Source organism: Pseudarthrobacter sp. WHRI 8279, assembly GCF_040224115.2.
In the GTDB taxonomy this organism is placed as follows: Bacteria; Actinomycetota; Actinomycetes; order Actinomycetales; family Micrococcaceae; genus Arthrobacter.
Window position 1 is genome coordinate 3,658,532 of the sequence record NZ_CP168162.1, and the last position, 16,988, is coordinate 3,675,519.

General features: G+C 66.3%; 18 protein-coding genes. 11 read left to right on the top strand and 7 right to left on the bottom strand.

What is annotated here, in order from left to right:
- Positions 1-50: 50 nt before the first annotated feature.
- From ABRP28_RS16780 to ABRP28_RS16790, 3 genes are all read right to left on the bottom strand, one after another.
- Positions 51-1,112: an EAL domain-containing protein gene (locus ABRP28_RS16780; protein WP_350001419.1), complete on the bottom strand. Its 1,062-nt coding sequence runs from the start codon at positions 1,110-1,112 to the stop codon at positions 51-53.
- Positions 1,113-1,277: 165 nt separating this feature from the next.
- Positions 1,278-2,828 carry an EAL domain-containing protein gene (locus ABRP28_RS16785; RefSeq protein WP_350001418.1) on the bottom strand — a complete coding sequence of 517 codons (1,551 nt, stop codon included), beginning with the start codon at positions 2,826-2,828 and terminating at the stop codon, positions 1,278-1,280.
- 18 nt (positions 2,829-2,846) lie between these two features.
- Positions 2,847-4,484, bottom strand: a complete 1,638-nt coding sequence (locus tag ABRP28_RS16790; protein WP_350001416.1) for an ATP-binding protein — start codon at positions 4,482-4,484, stop codon at positions 2,847-2,849.
- Positions 4,485-4,743: 259 nt separating this feature from the next.
- Here ABRP28_RS16790 and ABRP28_RS16795 point away from each other — a divergent pair, with 259 nt between their 5' ends.
- The 5 genes from ABRP28_RS16795 to ABRP28_RS16815 all read left to right on the top strand — a co-directional run bounded on the left by ABRP28_RS16795 (position 4,744) and on the right by ABRP28_RS16815 (position 8,760).
- Positions 4,744-5,526 (top strand): class I SAM-dependent methyltransferase, encoded by a 783-nt coding sequence (locus tag ABRP28_RS16795; RefSeq protein WP_350001598.1) that lies wholly within the window; start codon positions 4,744-4,746, stop codon positions 5,524-5,526.
- Positions 5,527-5,686: 160 nt separating this feature from the next.
- A complete protein-coding gene (locus tag ABRP28_RS16800) occupies positions 5,687-6,130 on the top strand; it encodes a hypothetical protein (RefSeq protein WP_350001414.1) in 444 nt (147 codons plus the stop codon).
- Positions 6,131-6,223: 93 nt separating this feature from the next.
- Positions 6,224-6,640, top strand: coding sequence for a hypothetical protein (locus ABRP28_RS16805; RefSeq protein ID WP_350001412.1), 417 nt, complete (start codon positions 6,224-6,226; stop codon positions 6,638-6,640).
- Between the two features lie 71 nt (positions 6,641-6,711).
- Entirely contained in the window at positions 6,712-7,521 is an 810-nt protein-coding gene (locus ABRP28_RS16810; protein ID WP_350001411.1) for an SDR family oxidoreductase, read from the top strand.
- Between the two features lie 114 nt (positions 7,522-7,635).
- The gene (locus tag ABRP28_RS16815) at positions 7,636-8,760 is read left to right on the top strand and encodes a glycerate kinase (protein WP_350001410.1); all 1,125 of its coding nucleotides are present in this window, start codon (positions 7,636-7,638) and stop codon (positions 8,758-8,760) included.
- Between the two features lie 4 nt (positions 8,761-8,764).
- Here ABRP28_RS16815 and ABRP28_RS16820 read toward each other — a convergent pair whose 3' ends face one another.
- Genes ABRP28_RS16820 through ABRP28_RS16830 form a run of 3 tightly spaced genes read right to left on the bottom strand, consistent with a single transcriptional unit; the run spans position 8,765 to position 10,321 of the window.
- A complete protein-coding gene (locus ABRP28_RS16820; protein WP_350001409.1) occupies positions 8,765-9,109 on the bottom strand; it encodes a LuxR family transcriptional regulator in 345 nt (114 codons plus the stop codon).
- Between the two features lie 25 nt (positions 9,110-9,134).
- Complete coding sequence (locus tag ABRP28_RS16825) at positions 9,135-9,797, bottom strand: DUF6766 family protein (protein ID WP_350001407.1); 663 nt, start codon at positions 9,795-9,797, stop codon at positions 9,135-9,137.
- Between the two features lie 2 nt (positions 9,798-9,799).
- Entirely contained in the window at positions 9,800-10,321 is a 522-nt protein-coding gene (locus ABRP28_RS16830; RefSeq protein WP_350001406.1) for a DUF6328 family protein, read from the bottom strand.
- A gap of 209 nt (positions 10,322-10,530) precedes the next feature.
- Here ABRP28_RS16830 and ABRP28_RS16835 point away from each other — a divergent pair, with 209 nt between their 5' ends.
- The 5 genes from ABRP28_RS16835 to ABRP28_RS16855 all read left to right on the top strand — a co-directional run bounded on the left by ABRP28_RS16835 (position 10,531) and on the right by ABRP28_RS16855 (position 14,755).
- Positions 10,531-11,430, top strand: a complete 900-nt coding sequence (locus tag ABRP28_RS16835; protein WP_350001404.1) for an SDR family oxidoreductase — start codon at positions 10,531-10,533, stop codon at positions 11,428-11,430.
- 55 nt (positions 11,431-11,485) lie between these two features.
- Positions 11,486-11,833, top strand: a complete 348-nt coding sequence (locus ABRP28_RS16840; RefSeq protein WP_350001402.1) for a hypothetical protein — start codon at positions 11,486-11,488, stop codon at positions 11,831-11,833.
- 181 nt (positions 11,834-12,014) lie between these two features.
- Complete coding sequence (locus ABRP28_RS16845) at positions 12,015-12,887, top strand: glycosyltransferase family A protein (protein ID WP_350001400.1); 873 nt, start codon at positions 12,015-12,017, stop codon at positions 12,885-12,887.
- Between the two features lie 93 nt (positions 12,888-12,980).
- Positions 12,981-13,877, top strand: coding sequence for a GAF and ANTAR domain-containing protein (locus ABRP28_RS16850; RefSeq protein WP_350001399.1), 897 nt, complete (start codon positions 12,981-12,983; stop codon positions 13,875-13,877).
- Positions 13,874-14,755 (top strand): SGNH/GDSL hydrolase family protein, encoded by an 882-nt coding sequence (locus ABRP28_RS16855; RefSeq protein ID WP_350001397.1) that lies wholly within the window; start codon positions 13,874-13,876, stop codon positions 14,753-14,755. Before ABRP28_RS16850 ends, ABRP28_RS16855 begins: the two co-directional genes overlap by 4 nt.
- Here the strand turns inward: ABRP28_RS16855 and ABRP28_RS16860 are convergent.
- The gene (locus tag ABRP28_RS16860) at positions 14,752-16,092 is read right to left on the bottom strand and encodes a solute carrier family 23 protein (protein WP_350001396.1); all 1,341 of its coding nucleotides are present in this window, start codon (positions 16,090-16,092) and stop codon (positions 14,752-14,754) included. The two genes, ABRP28_RS16855 and ABRP28_RS16860, sit on opposite strands and share 4 nt — an antisense overlap.
- A gap of 210 nt (positions 16,093-16,302) precedes the next feature.
- Between ABRP28_RS16860 and ABRP28_RS16865 the strand changes: the two genes are divergently transcribed.
- Positions 16,303-16,908, top strand: a complete 606-nt coding sequence (locus ABRP28_RS16865; RefSeq protein ID WP_350001395.1) for a malonic semialdehyde reductase — start codon at positions 16,303-16,305, stop codon at positions 16,906-16,908.
- Positions 16,909-16,988: the final 80 nt, after the last annotated feature.

Sequence of the window (16,988 nt, forward strand, 5' to 3'; positions counted from 1 at the left end):
TGGTCCTCCGGATGTCCGCCGGAGGGCCGCCGGCCCCGCTGGCGGCGGGGTCAGTGCGATTCGTTGGCCACCGACGATTCGCCGGCCTGCCCGCTTCCCGCAAGATGGCGGTTGATCCCGTCCACGTCGAGGCGGCCGTTCCAGCTGGCCCAGTCTTTGGGCCGGACAGAAGGCCTGCCCAGCAGGTAGCCCTGCCCGGCGCTGATGCCCAGCTCGGTGAGGACTTTGAGTTCCCCCACGGTCTCGACGCCTTCGGCGACGAGGGTGGTGCCGATCTGCTCCGCGAAGTCCACCAGGCAGGCGGCCAGGGCGCGCTGGATGCCGTCATTGTCCACATCACCGATCACGTTCCGGCCCAGTTTCAGGAAGTCCGGCCGGAGGTGCACCATCCGGCTTAGTGCCCCCGCCCCTGAGTGGGTGTCGTCCACGGCGATCCTCAGGCCGCGGTCCCGCAGCGGATTGATGGCGGAAATGAACTGCGGGTATTCCTCGTCCTTGACGGTCTCCGTCATTTCGAGCACAACCCGGTCGATGGGCAGGTCGATGTGGTCGAACAATTCAGGCAGGCGGGGGTCCAAGCAGGAAGCGGGCGAAATATTGAGGGACACGAACAGGTTCCCGGGAAGCGACTTCGCCGCAGCGGCCGCAGATCCCAGCGCTGCGAATTCCAGGTTCGCGCCGAGGCCGACGGCGGCGGCCTCGGCAAACCACAGTTCCGCGGCAGCTCCGTCATCGCTGACGAACCGGGACAACGCCTCGACTCCCACCACGGTTTTTTCTTCCAGCCCATAGATTGGCTGGAAGGCGGTCATGAGCATCTGGCTTTCGAGCAGCGCGCTGATGCGTGACATGCTGCGGATCGCGTCGATTTGTTCTGCCACTTTTGGCGGGACCGCGGGGGTGATCCGCATTTCCCGGGCGCTCTCCAGCGTTTCCACGGTGTTGGCGTCGCTGCGCCGCGTTTCCAGGAGATATTCGAGCAGCGCCCGTTCCGGCACTCCCGGATTTTCGTCCAGGCTGTTGCTCAGCCGCTGCCGGACAGCCTCTCCGGACGGATCAGTATCCGCCAGCACAGCGGCAATAATTCCCCATGCTTGTGTACGAACCGACATTAGCTACGCCCCCAGTTGACGAAGTAATGACCCAGTGGCCCCGATGTTGTTCAATTTCCAAACGCCTTTTAATTCCGGTGTCCATGCTGAAACCTGATTTTCGCGGCGACGAAAACCAGACACCGCACGATGATCGTATATCGCGGGAAACAAAAGCGCAGTACTTTACCCCTGTTGGGCTGCGCTTTCAGCCCGGCCCGCCAACAATTCGGGAATTTGCTCGGGCGGGACGGGCCTGCTGAAGAAGTAGCCCTGCGCGCTGAGGCAGCCCAGGCCGCGAAGGAGCTCGGCCTGCTCCGCCGTCTCCACGCCTTCCCATACGGCCTCCAGCCCGCAGGCCCTGACCAGTTGCAGGACCGCTGCCACCAGTGCGGGCTGGGTCGGATCGGTTCCCAGGCCGGTGATGAGGGACCGGTCCACCTTCACCCGGTCCACGGGAAGCCGGCGCAAATAACTGATGGACGAGTACCCGGTGCCAAAATCGTCGATTTCGATGCCCACGCCCAGGCCCCGCAGCCCGCCCAGTGAATAGCGGTCCAGCTCGTTCCCTTTGACGATTGCCACTTCCGTCAGCTCCAGCACTACCTGCTCAGGCCTCACGCCGGTTTCCTTCAGGACATTCCTGACGTCCTCGATGAACTGCAGGCTCTGCAGGTCGGTGGCCGAGATATTGATCCGGACGGAGAACCGGCTGTCCACCAGCCCTGCGCCGATCCAGTCGCGGAGCTGATGCACCGCGGCCCGGAGGACCCACAGCCCCAGCTCGGAGATCAGGCCGGCCTCTTCGGCGAGGGGAATGAACTCATCGGGCATGATGAAGCCGCGGGTCGGATGGTTCCAGCGGACCAGGGCCTCCACGCCTTCGATCCGTCCGGTAGCCAGCTCAACCACGGGCTGGTAGTAGAGGGTCAGGCCGCCGTCCTTGAGGGTGGCACGCAGGTCCTCCACCAGCTGGCTGCGGAGCCTGCGGACCAGCAGGAGCCCGGGTTCGAAGCGGTGCAGCCGGTTCTGGCCTTCCGCCTTTGAGGCATACATGGCGACGTCGGCTTCCATCAGCATGTCCTCGGGGGTCTTGCCGGCACCGCCGGCGCTGAGCCCGATGCTCGCACCGCAGCGCACGCTGCGGCCGGGCAGCTCCACCGGCTGTCCCAGGGCCGCCAGGATGCGGTGCCCCACGATGCCTGCCTGGTCCGGGGACGCCGCGGGCAGGACAATGGCGAACTCATCACCGCCCAGGCGGGCAACCACGTCGGATTCACGGACGGCGCCGCGGATCCTTTCTCCCACGGTCACCAGGACATGGTCGCCGGCGGTGTGGCCCAGGCTGTCGTTGATGGATTTGAAGGCGTCCAGGTCCATCAGCAGGAGGGCGGGGCCCTCCCCGGACTGGGGGCCGGCGTCGTCCGCCTCCAGTGCGCCCTTCAGAGCGTCGATCAGGGCGGAGCGGTTTGCCAGGCCCGTGAGCGGGTCCTGCATGGCCATCTTCTGCATTTCCAGGTGGGCCTCGTGCAGGAGCTGGGTCCGCACCTGCACGCGCTGCTCGAGCTCTTCGTAGATGATCTGCAGATCCTCGGCCAGCAGGTTGGTGCCCATGATGATGGCGTCGAGTTCATCGCGCGCGGGAGACACCTCGATCCGGGAGGTGAGGTCGCCGGAGGCAAGGCGCACGATGCCTTCCAGGAGCTGGGAGAGCCGCGGGTCGTTATCCGCAAACATTCTGTTCCTGCATCGGGTTCAGTTTTCCTGGCTGCGGGTGTCAAGGGGGAGGCTGACGGTGACCGTTGTACCGCTGCCCAGGGTCGAGGACACATCGATCCGGCCGCCGTGCCGGGACACGATGTCCTTGGTGATGGCCAGCCCCAGGCCGGTCCCGGGAATGGCGCCGGACATGGCGTTGGAGGCCCGGTAGAAACGCGTAAAGACGTGGTCGATCTCATCACTTGAGATGCCGATACCCGTGTCCGCGACGCTGACGGTGGCCCAACGGGTGCCATCCGATGCCGAGTGCGACTCGCTGCCCACCTCGATCCGCCCACCGCTCGGAGTGAACTTGATGGCGTTGGAGACAAGATTGGTGAAGACCTGCTGCAGCTGCACCTCATCGGCAAGAATCTCCGGGTCCTCGGGAACCGGGTCCACCGCGATTGTGACGTTTTGCTGCGTGGCCAGGGGCCTGAGTGCTGCCGCAACCAGGTCCAGTGTTTGTCCCAGCCGCACCGGGGTGAGGTGCAACAGGCTGTCATCCAGGCCATTGCGCGAGACGCTCAGCATGTCCTCGATCAGGATCCGGAGCCGCTCCGTGTTCCGGACCACGATGTCCAGCATCTGGTGGACTTCGGGGGAGACGGGCTGCTCGGTGCTCTCCTGGATCATGTCCAGGTAGGCCATAATGGACGTCAGCGGAGTCCGCAGCTCATGGTTCACCGTTGCCAGGAAGTCCGTTTTGGCCTTGTCGAGCTGCTGCAGCTGCTTCACCACCTGCTGCTGGCTGCTGATCAGGTGGCTCTGGATGAGTCCGTACGCCGCATTGCCGGCCACGTGCTGCATGAGCCCGAGCTCGGTGCCGGACCATGTCCGCGGTCCGTCAAGCATCGCGATCCAGATGATGCCCAGCGACGAGCTCCCCTCGCCCATGGGCACTGCCAGCGACGAAACGGCATTGGCGATTCCCGGTGCAGGCGCATCTCCCGCCGCAGGCTCGTCCGTCCCGGCAGTGGACATGGTCTCGGCATTGGCCCAGAGCCGGTCCGCCGTCTGCTGCGCGTATTCTTCATCCGGAAGCGCCTGTTCGGGGAGGGGCTCAAGGCCCGGCCTGCTCCAGGCAGCGTTGATACGGGGAACCCGGCTGTCTTCGAAAGTGGACAGCCATACGTGATCCGCCTTGAACGTCCGGCCAAAGCCGGCCACCACATGGCGGGCTATCTCCTGCGGATCGTTCGTTGCCCGGACCGCTGCCGATACCTCCCGCAGCTGTTCGCGGAGGGCTTCGGTTTCCTGCCGCGCGGCTTTGCGGCGGGCCACCTGGTCGATCAGCGCGGTGGCGCGGTGGACCAGTTCCCGGGGCGGCGGCGGCTTGGCGATGCAGTCGTGTATGCCGGAGGGGCTCATGGCTGCGAGCTCCGCAGGATCGTCCAGGTCCACTACCACCAGGACCGGCGCGGAAGTTTCCACGGCGGAGAGCGAAGCGTCCGCCACCACCACGGAGGGCTGGCAGGAGTCCACTGCCGCTGCGAGCTCGTCAGCGTTCCCCGCACACTGGACGCTGTAGCCGGCGTCCCGCAGCGTCCGGGCGTACGAATCCAGCCGCCCGCCGTCGGGATCAGCCACGACGGCGATGCGATCGCTCAGGTCACGCGGCGATTCAGCCGCCACAGTGCCCCCTTCCCTCCCAGTTGACTCTCATTGTATGGCGACGCCGGGCGGGCGGACCGGTGAAAAGCGCACGTTAAGGGGGCGGCGGACTTAAAGGTCCCGGCGGGGGGCGGGGGAAGCGCCGGAATTACGGGCATGCAGCCTGCAGCAATCCGGCAGATCGCATCCGGGACCAGCAGACACCTATATTTGTTCCGTGTCCTCCCCAGCGAAGTCCCCTGCCGCAAAGTCTGTGCGTTCCGCCCTGCAGAAATACCTGATGGTTCCCAAGCTCATCAGGCTGTCCCGCTCTGCCCCCAAGGACCGGCCGGTGGCATGGGACACGTACTGGGCGGGTATCCGGGGCAGGGGAGCCGGAAGTGAAATTCTGTGGGATCCGGGTACGGACGATGAGTTCCTCGGCTACCGGGACGTGCTGCTCCGTCACCTGGACCGTGGACTTCCCGTCATAGATATGGGGTGCGGGCACGGACGCTTCACCAGGGCACTGGCCGGCGTCTTCGCCGAGGCTGTGGGTGTGGATGTGTCCGGGCACGCGGTAGCCCATGCCGAAGCCCAATCCGGCGCGCAGTCCGGTGCCGGCGGCCAGGCAAGCAGGGTCCGCTACCAGGCCCTGGACATGACCAAAACCGGCGCGGCCGGAGCACTCGACATCCAGGGCGACGCCAACGCCTTCATCCGGGGCGTCCTTCACGTCCTGGATGCGGCTGACCAGGCGGCGATGGTGGAAAACCTGCGGCTGCTGGCCGGCAGCCGCGGCACAGTGTTCCTGGCGGAGACGAATTTCCAGGGCAACCCGGTGGAGTACGTCTCCCACCTCGGCGCCACGCCCCGCAACATCCCGGCTCCGCTGGAACGTGCGATCCGCGGGCTGCCCATGCCCGGACACTTTGGCCCCGATGAACGCTCCCGGGCCTTTCCGCCGGAGGCTTGGGAGCTCCTGGCAGACGGCGAGGTGGCCATTGAAACGAACCCAATGACCGGGGTTGGCGGACAAAGCCGGGTTCCGGGCTATTTCGCGGTGCTGCGGCCGAGGAAGTAGCCGTCCCCGGTTCTCTTTCCGCAACTGTCGCTTGTCCCGGCTGGTGTTCCCCACAGTCGTTCCACAAGGTACTTCCAGAACCCTTGACACATGGCCGGATCTGGAGGCTAGATGGTAAGTAGACTTACTACTTAGGGACCTTGGGGAAAGGACGGCCACCGTGGCACAGGACAAGGGCAGCAAGGCCAGCGAACGCGGAGCGGACCCGGAAGATCTGGGAGCCGGCCCCGACGAAGGCAAGATCCGCACTGGCCCCGAGTCATCGAAATCCCTCAAGTACTCACAGGAGGTCACCTCAACGGAGGACGAACCCGAGCGCGAAGGCCGGAGCCTGGCCACCACGCACCACGAAGTGATCCGGCAGTGGGCCGAAGAACGCAACGGCGTTCCGGCCACCGTGGAAGGCACCGAGCACGGCGACCATCTCGGAGTGCTCCGGATCGATTTCGGTGGCGAGAACGACAAGCTCCGCCACATCAGCTGGGAGGAATGGTTTGAAACCTTCGACTCCCGCGGGCTGAACTTCATCTACCAGGAACAACGCGGCGACGGCCAGCAGTCCAATTTCTTCCGGCTGGAAAATCCCGGCCGCGAAGACGCTTAAGCCGTTACCCTTCCAGCCGCACACGGCCCAGCACCGGCCACCCATGCCGGAGCTGCTTTGCCGCCGGCGGAAGCAGAACCCACAGGAACTACCATGCGCAAACTTATTCCTTCCGGTGGCCTCCGGACGATGCTGCTGCCCCCCACCTACGGCCAGCACGTTACCCGCTCCACGGAATTCACTGTTCTCTCGGTCGAGATCTGGGCCACCGGGCTGGTGGTCAACATCCATATGGCTTCCGATGGCGGACCTGAGCCACGCATCATCCTTGAGGACCACTTCGGCACCGAGTACTTCTTCCAGGACTCCGCCACGCTGGGGTCCCGGAATTTGCAGGTTTTCAGCCCGTCCGTGCCGCCCGGAACCAGGAGCCTGACCATAAGGTCCGCCGATGATCCCGAAGGCCGTCCGGTGGTGACCTTCGCCGTCCCGCTGATGGCCGTGCCGGAAGCGGAACACTCCGCACAGGACGGCGATACCCGGCAGGAGGAACTCCGCCGCCCGGCCTAGCCAGCTGAGGAGCAACTCGGCCGTCATCCATCCACGTACTGCCCCGCTTGACTGACTGAAAGGCTGCCACCATGCAGGACACCGCAGGATTCACCCCAAGCACCGCCATCGTGACGGGATCGGACTCGGGCATAGGGAAGGCTGCCGCCGTCGCCCTTGCCCGGGCGGGGATGGATGTCGGCGTCACCTGGCACTCGGACAAAGCTGGGGCCGAGGACACTGCCGAGGAGGTCCGCCGGCTGGGACGCAAAGCTGTGGTGCGGCAGCTGGACACCACCGAACTGCGTGCCGCTGCCGCCGTCATTGAGGAACTGGCAGACGAACTGGGCGGAGTCGACGTCTTCGTCAACAACGCAGGTGCCGGTGACGGGACCAAGTTCCTGGACCTGGACATCGACACCTGGATGCGAACCCTGGACACCAACCTCAACGGCGCGTTTGCCTGCCTGCAAGCAGCGGCCCGCCGGATGGTGAAGGCGGGCAGCGGAGGGCGCCTCATTGCGGTCACCAGCGTCCATGAATTCCAGCCGCGGGTGGGGGCGTCCGCCTATGACGCGTCCAAGCACGGCCTTGGCGGGCTCATGAAGACGCTGGCCCTTGAGCTGGCGGAGCACGGCATTACAGCCAACAGCGTGGCCCCGGGTGAGATCGCCACGCCCATGACCGGGCAGGAAGATGAGGACCCCACCACAAAGGACCGGCCGGGTGTCCCGCTGGGAAGGCCCGGCGACGCGCGGGAAATTGCTGCCGTCATCGCCTTCCTCGCCTCGCCGGCGGCCAGCTACGTCAACGGCGCCTCCTGGGCAGTGGACGGCGGGATGCTGCAGATGGGCCCGCAGGCAGGATCGCACATCACCAGCCACGAGTGGCGCGAAGGCTGACCCAGCCTCCGCCCCCGCGCCAGTCACGCTCCTCGCACTGACACAGGGCGCCCCGCTGTCCGCATTTCGGATTTGGCAAGCGCTTTCCAATCGCCGGCTGGCATGATGGAGCCCATGCGCATTCTTATTGCTCCGGACAAGTTCAAGGGTTCCCTGACGGCGGCTGAAGCCGCTGCTGCCATCGCGGAAGGTGCGCTGCGGGTGTACCCGGAGGCCGTTGCCACCCAGTTCCCCATCGCCGACGGCGGCGAAGGAACCTTGGAGGCAGCCGTGGCCGCCGGCTTCGAGGAGCGGCTCAACGCCGTCGTGGGTCCCATCCTGGCACCCCTCGGAGCAGCATGGGCCATCCACAAGTCCGACGACGGCAAGGTCACCGCCGTCATCGAAACGGCCCAGGCCTCCGGCCTTGCGGACATGAAGCCCACCCCGGCCAACGCGCTCCGGGCCCACAGCTACGGCTGCGGCCAGCTCATCGCTGCGGCCCTGGATGCCGGGGCCACCGAAATCGTGCTGGGGCTGGGCGGATCGGCAATGACCGACGGCGGCAGCGGCGCCCTGCGGGCCCTCGGGCTGAAGCCGCTGGATTCCGCCGGGAACGTAGTACCGCTGGGCGGCGGATCACTTGCCGATGTCGCCTCGCTGGACACCAGCGGCCTTGACCCCCGGCTGGCCGCCACCACTTTCAGGATCGCCGTGGACGTCCGCAACCCGCTTTTTGGGGCGTCGGGCGCCGCGCATGTCTTCTCACCGCAAAAGGGCGCGGACGCGGACACCGTGGAACTGCTCGACGCCGGCCTCCGCAACTGGGCATCAATCCTCCGTGAGGCAACTGGCCGGGACGTGAACGTCCCCGGGGCTGGCGCCGCGGGCGGCTTCCCGGCGTCGTTCCTTGCCTTCACCGGGGCCACGCTGGAAGGCGGCTTCGCGCTGGTGGCAGGCCTCACCGGCCTGGCGGGACAGTTGGGCGGGACTGACCTGGTGATCACCGGCGAGGGTTCCATGGACTCGCAGTCCTTGACCGGAAAAGCGCCCATCGCGCTCGCGGACGCGGCACGGGAGCGCGGAATCCCCGTGATCGTGGTGGCCGGGCGCATCCTGGTGACGCCTGAAGAGCTTGCTGAACATGGGGTAGTGGCTGCCGCGCAGCTGCTGGACGTTGCTCCCAGCCCGCAGGACGCCGTCGCCCACGCCGCCAAGTACCTGGCCTGGGCAACAAGCCAGGTACTTGAGGGCGCCTGAATAACTACACGATGGTGGTGTTGCGGCGCCGCCGCCAGACCAGGATCAGGATCAGCACCACGACGGCTATCCCGGCGATGAACCATGGGGCGTAATTGACCCTGGTGGCCTCGTTTTCAGCCGACTCGCCCGTGCCCGGATTCGCAGGGCCGGTGGAAGCGGTATCGCCGGGGGAAGGCGTCGGGGATGTGCCCGTTACTGCCGATCCGGCCGCGGACGGTGCGGTGCCTTCCTGCGCTGCAACAGGCGCCGCGCCGGCGGAGGGCATGGCCTGCGCCGCTCCCAGCGAAAACGCGGGTGCGGCGATGAGCAAAAGTGCCAGAAGTGCAGACCTCAGGATCGTTCGCATGCTCTTTTCCTTTCGGGGAAGCGGCTCAGGTGCCGGTGTCGTGATGGGGTTCTGCCACGGGCTTTGATTCGGGTGATCCTTTTTCGCGCAGGTACACCGACGCGCCCACCAGGACGGCGACGGCCAGGAATTCGCTTTGCCAGTTCTGGAAGGATTCGAACCAGAAGCGGCTTGTGCCCACATACTGAAGGGCAGTGACGGTGGGCTGCCCGTGGCTTTGCTGTTCCTCGTTGTACGCCTCAGCCCCGCCCAGTGCGTGCGCCGTAAACGAGCCCAGGAACAGCAGGAACAGGAGGATCGACAGCGAGTGCTCGTAGACCTTCAACGCGGCGCCGCCGGCCTTGACCGGCCAGGGGGTGGCCTTTGTGATGGCCGCCTGCCTTGGGTCCTCGTCCTGGGGAGCGTCCTTGCCCACCGGCTTGGATTCGGATGAGCCTTTCTGGAACAGGAAGACAGTCAGGACCACATACATGGCCATCTGCAGGAACTCGGACTCCCAGTTTTCAAAAGTGGCCTCGATGAATTCGCCGGTGGCCATGAACTGGAGGACTGAGACTGCGGGTTCCCCGTGCGCCTGCTGCTCCTCGCTGTAGTTGGCGGCTCCGGTAAGGATCATGCCGGTGAAGAAGACCAGGAACAGGCCCGCATTCACCAGGAGCAGCCCATGCTCCTTTACCCATTTGCGCATGGCTAATCTTCGTCCTGGTCCGGCGACGCCTGCCCGGCCGCAGCGCGCCTGTTCAAGTGGATGGGGACGTAGACCAGCAGGACCACCATCACGGCCATCAGCGTTCCGCCCGCAGTGAGGCCGGCAGTGCGCCCCGCAGCCACGTCAAAGACCAGCGCTGCGGTGCCCGCGCTCAGCAGCGCGATGCCGGCAAGGGTGATTTTGGCGATCGTGTCCCCGCTGGAGACCAGGGTTTCCTTGAGCCGTTTCCGGAAGAGCCGCCGGTGCACACTGACCGGCAGGAGAATGAGCGCCGTGGTCAGCGCGGCAACCACCACGTTGGCCAGGTAGAGCCCCACCTGGAAATCATCAAGGTCTTCAAACCGTTCCTGGAAAGGGAGTGTCAGCAGGAAGCCGGCCAGGATCTGGACGCCCATCTGCAGTACCCGCATCTCCTGCAGCAGCTCGGCCCAGTTCCGGTCCAGCTGCTCCTCACGGGTTTCGTTCCTGCCCGTTCTGCCCGTGTAGTCCTCCACCTCGGACATTGCCTCTCCTTCCTGTGTGCCTGCGCCTTGTTCCCTTTCTACTCTTCCCGTACCCAGAAACAAGGCAGCCGTTGCACCCACAGCAACATTTGATAAGTTTACTGATTATTCGCCCTGATCGGTGGACTTTGCTCCTCCGGCCGGGATAGCTTCGAAGAGCAGGTGAACGGCGGAGCTCTTCGAAAACCGACACAGTGAGCAGGCGGACTATGAGCGACACAGACAAGCAGGTGGACCAGCCCAAGGATCCCCGGGGCGGCTACCACGCGGGCCCGTTTCCGGAGCAGGAGCAGAAGCAGCCCGGGCTCACGGCGCCCATGGAACCGAAGCCGGACCACGGGGAACTGAGCTACGAGGGCCACGGCAAACTGCAGGGCAAGGCGGCGCTCATTACGGGCGGCGATTCCGGGATCGGCAAGGCCGTCGCCATTGCGTTCGCGCGTGAGGGCGCAGACGTGGCCATCTCCTATCTTCCGGAAGAGGAAGAGGACGCCCAGGACACCGCGGACTGGATCCGCAAGGCGGGCCAGCGCGTCCTCCTGTTCGCGGGGGACGGCCGCGAAGAGGCCTTCAGCACCCGCATCGCCGAGGAAACGGCAGCCGGATTCGGGCGGCTGGACGTTGTGGTCCTGAACGCGGCCTACCAGAAGAACCGCGAGAGCCTTGAGTCCCTGCCCACGGAGGAATTCGACCGGGTCTTCAAGACGAACCTCTACTCACTGCTCTGGACGGCGAGGGCCGCGGTGCCGCTCCTCAAGCCGGGCGCCTCGATCATCACCACTGCATCGATCCAGGCTTTCAATCCGTCCCCGGGGCTGATCGACTACGCCATGACCAAGGCTGCCCAGGTGGCGTTCACCAAAGCGCTGGCCCAAGAATTGGGTCCCAAGGGCATCCGGGTCAACGCCGTGGCCCCCGGGCCTATCTGGACGCCGCTGATCCCGGCGACTGAGTGGCCGGAAAAGCTCCCCAAGTTCGGCCAGGACACGCCCCTGGAGCGGGCCGGCCAGCCGGCCGAACTCGCCGCCGCCTACGTGCTGCTGGCCTCCGAGGACGGCTCCTACATTTCCGGGGCCGTTCTGCCGGTAACCGGCGGCAAGGGCCTCTAGGCAGGAAGCGGCCGGCAGCAAGAAGTTCCATCCCAACGGACAACAGGAGGAAATGATGACGCAGGAAAACCAGCACGCACAGCCCGAGACGGACCCCGGCGGCTACGGCACGCCCACCGCGGAGCAGGAACTGGGTGAAGGCCAGGGCGCTGCGGGCGGCGGAACGGGCAGCGTGAACACCAACGAGCCGCAGTCCGGCAGCGGCGGGAATCCCGTGCCGCGCGACGTGGACCTTCCCTCCAGCGCCGCCGAAATCGACGAGTCCAACGACGACTCCCAGGGTTCCGCTCCGGTCTCATCCGAACCCGGACAGGAAGCGGCCGGAATTCCGGACGGCAGCGGCAACGACCTCCCCAAAGAGAAGTCACCGAACGACGACGACGAGAGCTTCGACGCCGGCTGACCGGCCGGCCGACGCCGTCTGACGGCATGGCATCACTTCCCTGGAGGCCTCCGCCCTGGTTCCCCGGAACCTGGGGCGGAGGCCTTCGGCGTGCCGGGCATAGACCGGCGTGAGGTGGGTAAGGGTCACGGCGAACCCCATTCGCAATCAATGCCCTCATGCAGGCGCCAGGAGGTGGGCCGTGGCCAGGAGATCGTCGGAACAATGGGCGCAGCGCGTGGAGCTGCCGGACAGCGTGGACGTGGATGTCCTGTTGCCTACCTGCCACCGCCCGGCTGAACTTGCCGTCACCCTCGCGGGTCTTGCCGCGCAGGCCGAGCCGTCCTTCGCCGTCGTCATCAGTGACCAGTCAGCCGGCAGCCCCGGCTGGGAACATCCTGCTGCCGCGGCCATGGTGAGGGTGCTCGAAGCCCAGGGCCGGCCCGTCACCCGCCTCCGCCACCTGCCGAGGCGTGGCTTGGCTGAACACCGCCAGTTCCTGCTGGAGCAGTCCAGCGCGGAGAAATGCCTTTTCCTCGACGACGACGTGTGGCTGGAACCCGGGGCGCTCCACCGGCTCAGCTGTGCCCTTGACGAGCTGGAGTGCGGTTTCGTGGGGATGGCGCCCCAGGGCCTGTCCTATCTTGAGGACAGGAGGCCGGAGCAGACCGCAGCCTTCGAGGCCTGGGAGGGCCCGGTTACGGCTGAGCGGATCCGGCCCGGCGCTCCCGGTTTTGAGCGGTGGCCCCTGCACAGCGCCGCAAACCTCAGCCATATCAGCGCCGACCTGTCCCTGCAGCCCGGCCAGTGGGTTCCATACCGGGTGGCCTGGCTGGGCGGTTGTGCGATGTACCGCCGCGACGCACTTACGGCCGCCGGGGGCTTCGCCTTCTGGGACAGCCTGCCGCCGGACCACGCCGGCGAAGACGTCGTGGCCCAGTGGAAGGTGATGGAGTTGTATGGGGGTGCCGGCATCCTGCCCTCTGGGGCCGTCCACCTTGAGTCGCCCACCACGGTGACGGACCGGGATGTGGAGGCGCGCGACGTCGTGCTGAGCCAGGAGCCGGCCGGCTGATCCGTACCTCCCCCTCCCTTGAAACGCGCGGGGGACGTATTCTTAGAAAGAGGTTTTGCAGTAGGCCGGAGCGCTTCAACCAAGGCGTTGATTATGGCCGCGGAACCCACAGGTCAGCTCGGCTGGGGACCCCTTCCAGTACCCCCGGAACAGGTGTTCGACAGCAAGGACGTTGAGACCTATCTCTGGGACGTCACGCGCGACTTCATGGCCGATATCAAGGGGAGCCAGCGCGGCATCAGCTGGGCTGCCACCATCTTCCGCCTGGGCCAGGCGCACACCGTTGCTGCCGGCACCGAGACCGCCCGTGAAGCGGACCGGGAACAATGCTCCTTTGCTGACGGCCCGGTCATGGAGGCGCTCCGAACCAGCGAATTCGTGCTGCTGTCCGACGTCAGCCGCGACCGCCGCTGGCCCGGGTACGCCAGCGCCGCCGCCGGACACGGCGTGCAGTCCCTCCTGTCCGTGCCCATCGCATCCGAGGGCGGAACGAGCGCTGCGATCAACCTTTATGCCGCCTTTCCGCACGCCTTCAGCAGCGACGACCTCCTGCGGAGCCGGACCTATGCACAGCAGGTGGCCAGGGCCCTGCGTGTTGTAGTGCGGGTCGCGGAGCGCGCTGAAGCGACGGCGGGGATCGCCGTCGTGCAAAGCTCCCTTGTCCTGGTGGACCTGGCGGTGCGCAGCCTCATGGATGAGTACGGCCTTAGCCGCGAGGGGGCGCTTCGGTTCCTGCAGACGCAGGCGCTGCACCACGAACTCGACCTGCGCGATGCCGCCCTGAACGTAGTGGTGCCGGGTGCCGGGAGGGAGGGGCCCGGACCCCAGCCGGGCAGGGAGCCTGCCGGACTGAGGCAGGGACCGCCCGACGGCGTCGCGGACTTCCGCCTGTTGCCTCCCGCCGAGCTGGACCAGGAGGTGCGGCCCCGGCGGCGTAAAGCCCGTCGCGCCAAGGACCCGTCGCACACGGAGGAAGGGAGGACGGCATGACAACGCCGATGCAGGAGCAACGGCCCGGCCAGCCGGTTGGCCCGGGGCAGCACCCATGGCACCGCTTTGTGGCACTCGGCGATTCCTTCACCGAAGGGGTGGGGGATCCCGAGCCCTTGAACCAGGGCGGGCTGCGGGGCTGGGCTGACCGCGTGGCAGAGGAGCTCAGCGCGCGGCAGCCTGATTTCGCCTACGCCAACCTGGCGATCCGGGGCTTGCGGCTGCAGGAGATCCTCGATCAGCAGGTGGGCCCGGCGCTGGCGGCGATGCCTGACCTGGTGACGCTCTCCGCCGGCGGCAACGACATCGTGTTCCGGCGCAGCGATCCGGACAAGTTGGCCGAGAAGATCGACGCCGGCGTGGAGCAGCTCACCCGCTCCGGAGCCACAGTGGTTCTTTTCGCCGGCCCGGATTGGGGCACCACACCGGTTTTCGGCCAGATACGCGGCAAGGTGGCCATCCTCAACGAAAACCTGCACATGGTGGCAGCCCGGCATGGCGCCGTCATGGTTGACCTCTGGTGCCTGCGCGACCTCACCCGACCCGGCATGTGGGATCCTGACCGCCTTCATTTTTCGCCGCTGGGCCACCACACCATAGCTTTGGGGGTACTGCAGGCCCTGGCCGTCAGCCACAGCCTTGAGCCGCTGCAGCCCAAGGCGCTTCCGCCGCGAAACTGGAAGGAAGCCCGGGTTGGAGACCTTGCCTGGGCCCGCGAGTACCTTGTTCCCTGGGCGATCCGCCAGGTCAGGCACCCCACGGGGGCCCCGCTGGTTCCCAAACGTCCCCGTCCCGGGCCCGTCTTTGGCCATGGGCATCTACCGGTCATTCATCCGGCGGCCCTGCCCGCCGAGCCCCTGTCCCTGAACGAGGCCTAGCGCTTTTTCGGTGAGCGTTTCGCGGCCGCCTTGGCCTCCGAAGGCAGTCCCGCGTGCTCAGTTTCGGGCTCGGCTACCGTGCCCCGGGCCTTCGCGATGGCCTTCATGCCGTGGTAGATCACCAGGGCGGCGGCTGACCCCAGGGCGATGCCGGTGAACTTCAGGTCACCGATGGTCCAGGTGTAGTCCGCAATGCCGACGATCAGCGCCACCGCGGCGGTGGTCAGGTTCACGGGGTTCGAGAAGTTCACCTTGTTCTGCACCCAGATCTTCACGCCGAGGATCCCGATCATGCCGTACAGCATGGTGGCCGCGCCGCCCAGCACTCCGGGCGGGACGGTGGCGATGAGCTCGCCGAACTTGGGGGAGAAGCTCAGGAGGATGGCGAAGACGCCTGCCACCCAGTAGGCCGCCGTCGAATAGACCTTTGTGGCAGCCATGACGCCGATGTTCTCGGCGTACGTGGTGGTGCCGGAACCGCCGCCGAAGCCGGCCAGCACGGTGGCCGCGCCGTCAGCCATCAGCGCACGTCCGGAGACGCCGTCGAGGTTCTGGCCGGTCATTGCGGCCACGGACTTCACGTGGCCGATGTTCTCCGCCACCAGGACCAGCACTACAGGCACGAACAAGCCCAGGACGCCAACATGGAACTCGGGAGTCTGGAACTGAGGCAGGCCCACCCAGGCCGCGGCCTCCATCTTGTCGTAGCTCACCTCACCGCGAAGCATCGCCACAAGGTAGCCCACCACCACGCCCACCAGGATGCTGAGGCGGCCCAGAATCCCCCGGAACAGCACGCTCACCAGGATGATGGTGGCCAGCGTAACCACGGCGGTGACGGGAGCGGCGTCGAAATTCTGCTTTGCCGCAGGCGCAAGGTTGAGCCCGATCAGCGCCACGATGGCGCCGGTGACGATAGGCGGCATCAGGCGGTTGATCCAGCCTGCGCCGAACTTCTGGACGATGGCCCCCACCAGGGCCAGGGCGGCGCCCGCCATGACCACGCCACCCAGGGCTCCGGGCACGCCGAACTGCTGCTGGGATGCCATGATGGGCGCGATGAACGCGAAGCTTGAGCCCAGGTAGCTGGGAACCCGGCCCCTGGTGATCACCAGGAACAGGAGCGTTCCGATGCCGGAGAAGAACAGCGTGGTGGCTGGCGGCATGCCGGTGATGATGGGCACCAGGAAGGTGGCGCCGAACATGGCCACCACGTGCTGCATACCCACGCCGATGGTCAGCGGCCAGGCCAGCCGCTCGTCCGGGGCCACCACATGCCCCGGCTTGATGGACTTGCCTGTGCCGTGCAGCTTCCATTTGATTCCGAGCATGCTCATGGGCGGAGGCCTTTCGGGGGCTTTCGAGGGGTGCCGCGAGGGGCGGAGATTAACTGGGATAAGAATACCGCCCGTGAACTCGCGCCGGACTGCTGTGTCTGATGTCACGGGCCGTCACGGGAAGAGGACACGGCTGGTTGAAGTTGCAACCATTGGAAAGCAACGAGGCCAGCCCCATACGGACGGGGAGGCACAGCGAAAGGTAAGCCAATGACCATTGCCCACGAAGAAGCGGTTATCGATCCGGCCGCCGTCGACGCTATTTTCGCGCAGGCCCGCACCGCCAACTCCTTCACCGGAGAGGTGACCGACGAGCAGGCACAGGCCATCTACGAGCTCACCAAGTTCGGCCCCACCGCTTTCAACTCACAGCCGCTGCGCGTGACCTATGTCCGTTCGGACGAAGCGCGTGCCAAGCTGGTGGACGCCCTCATGGCCGGCAACCGCGCCAAGACGGCCTCCGCCCCGCTGGTGGCCATCCTCAGCTACGACACGGACTGGGCCGGCCGGTGGGACGCCTTCCTCCCCGGCTACAACGCCCCCAAGGCCATGTACGACGCCAACCCGGAACTCGCCGCCGCCACGGGCAACAACAACGCGCACCTGCAGGCCGGCTACTTCATCCTGGCCGTCCGTTCCCTCGGGTTCGCCGCAGGCCCCATGACGGGAGCCGACTTCGGTGCCATTGACGAGGCGTTCTTCCCCGACGGCGGCCAGAAGAGCTTCCTGGTGGTCAACATCGGCCAGCCGGCCGAGGACGCATGGGGCGAAGCCAAGCCCAAGTTCGCCTACGAGGATGTTGTCCGCACCGTCTAGGACGCTCTCTCACTTAATGTGCTCTTTCTGCCAACGCTCCTTCACCCGGTGAGGGAGCGTTGGCGTGTAAGGCGCATCAA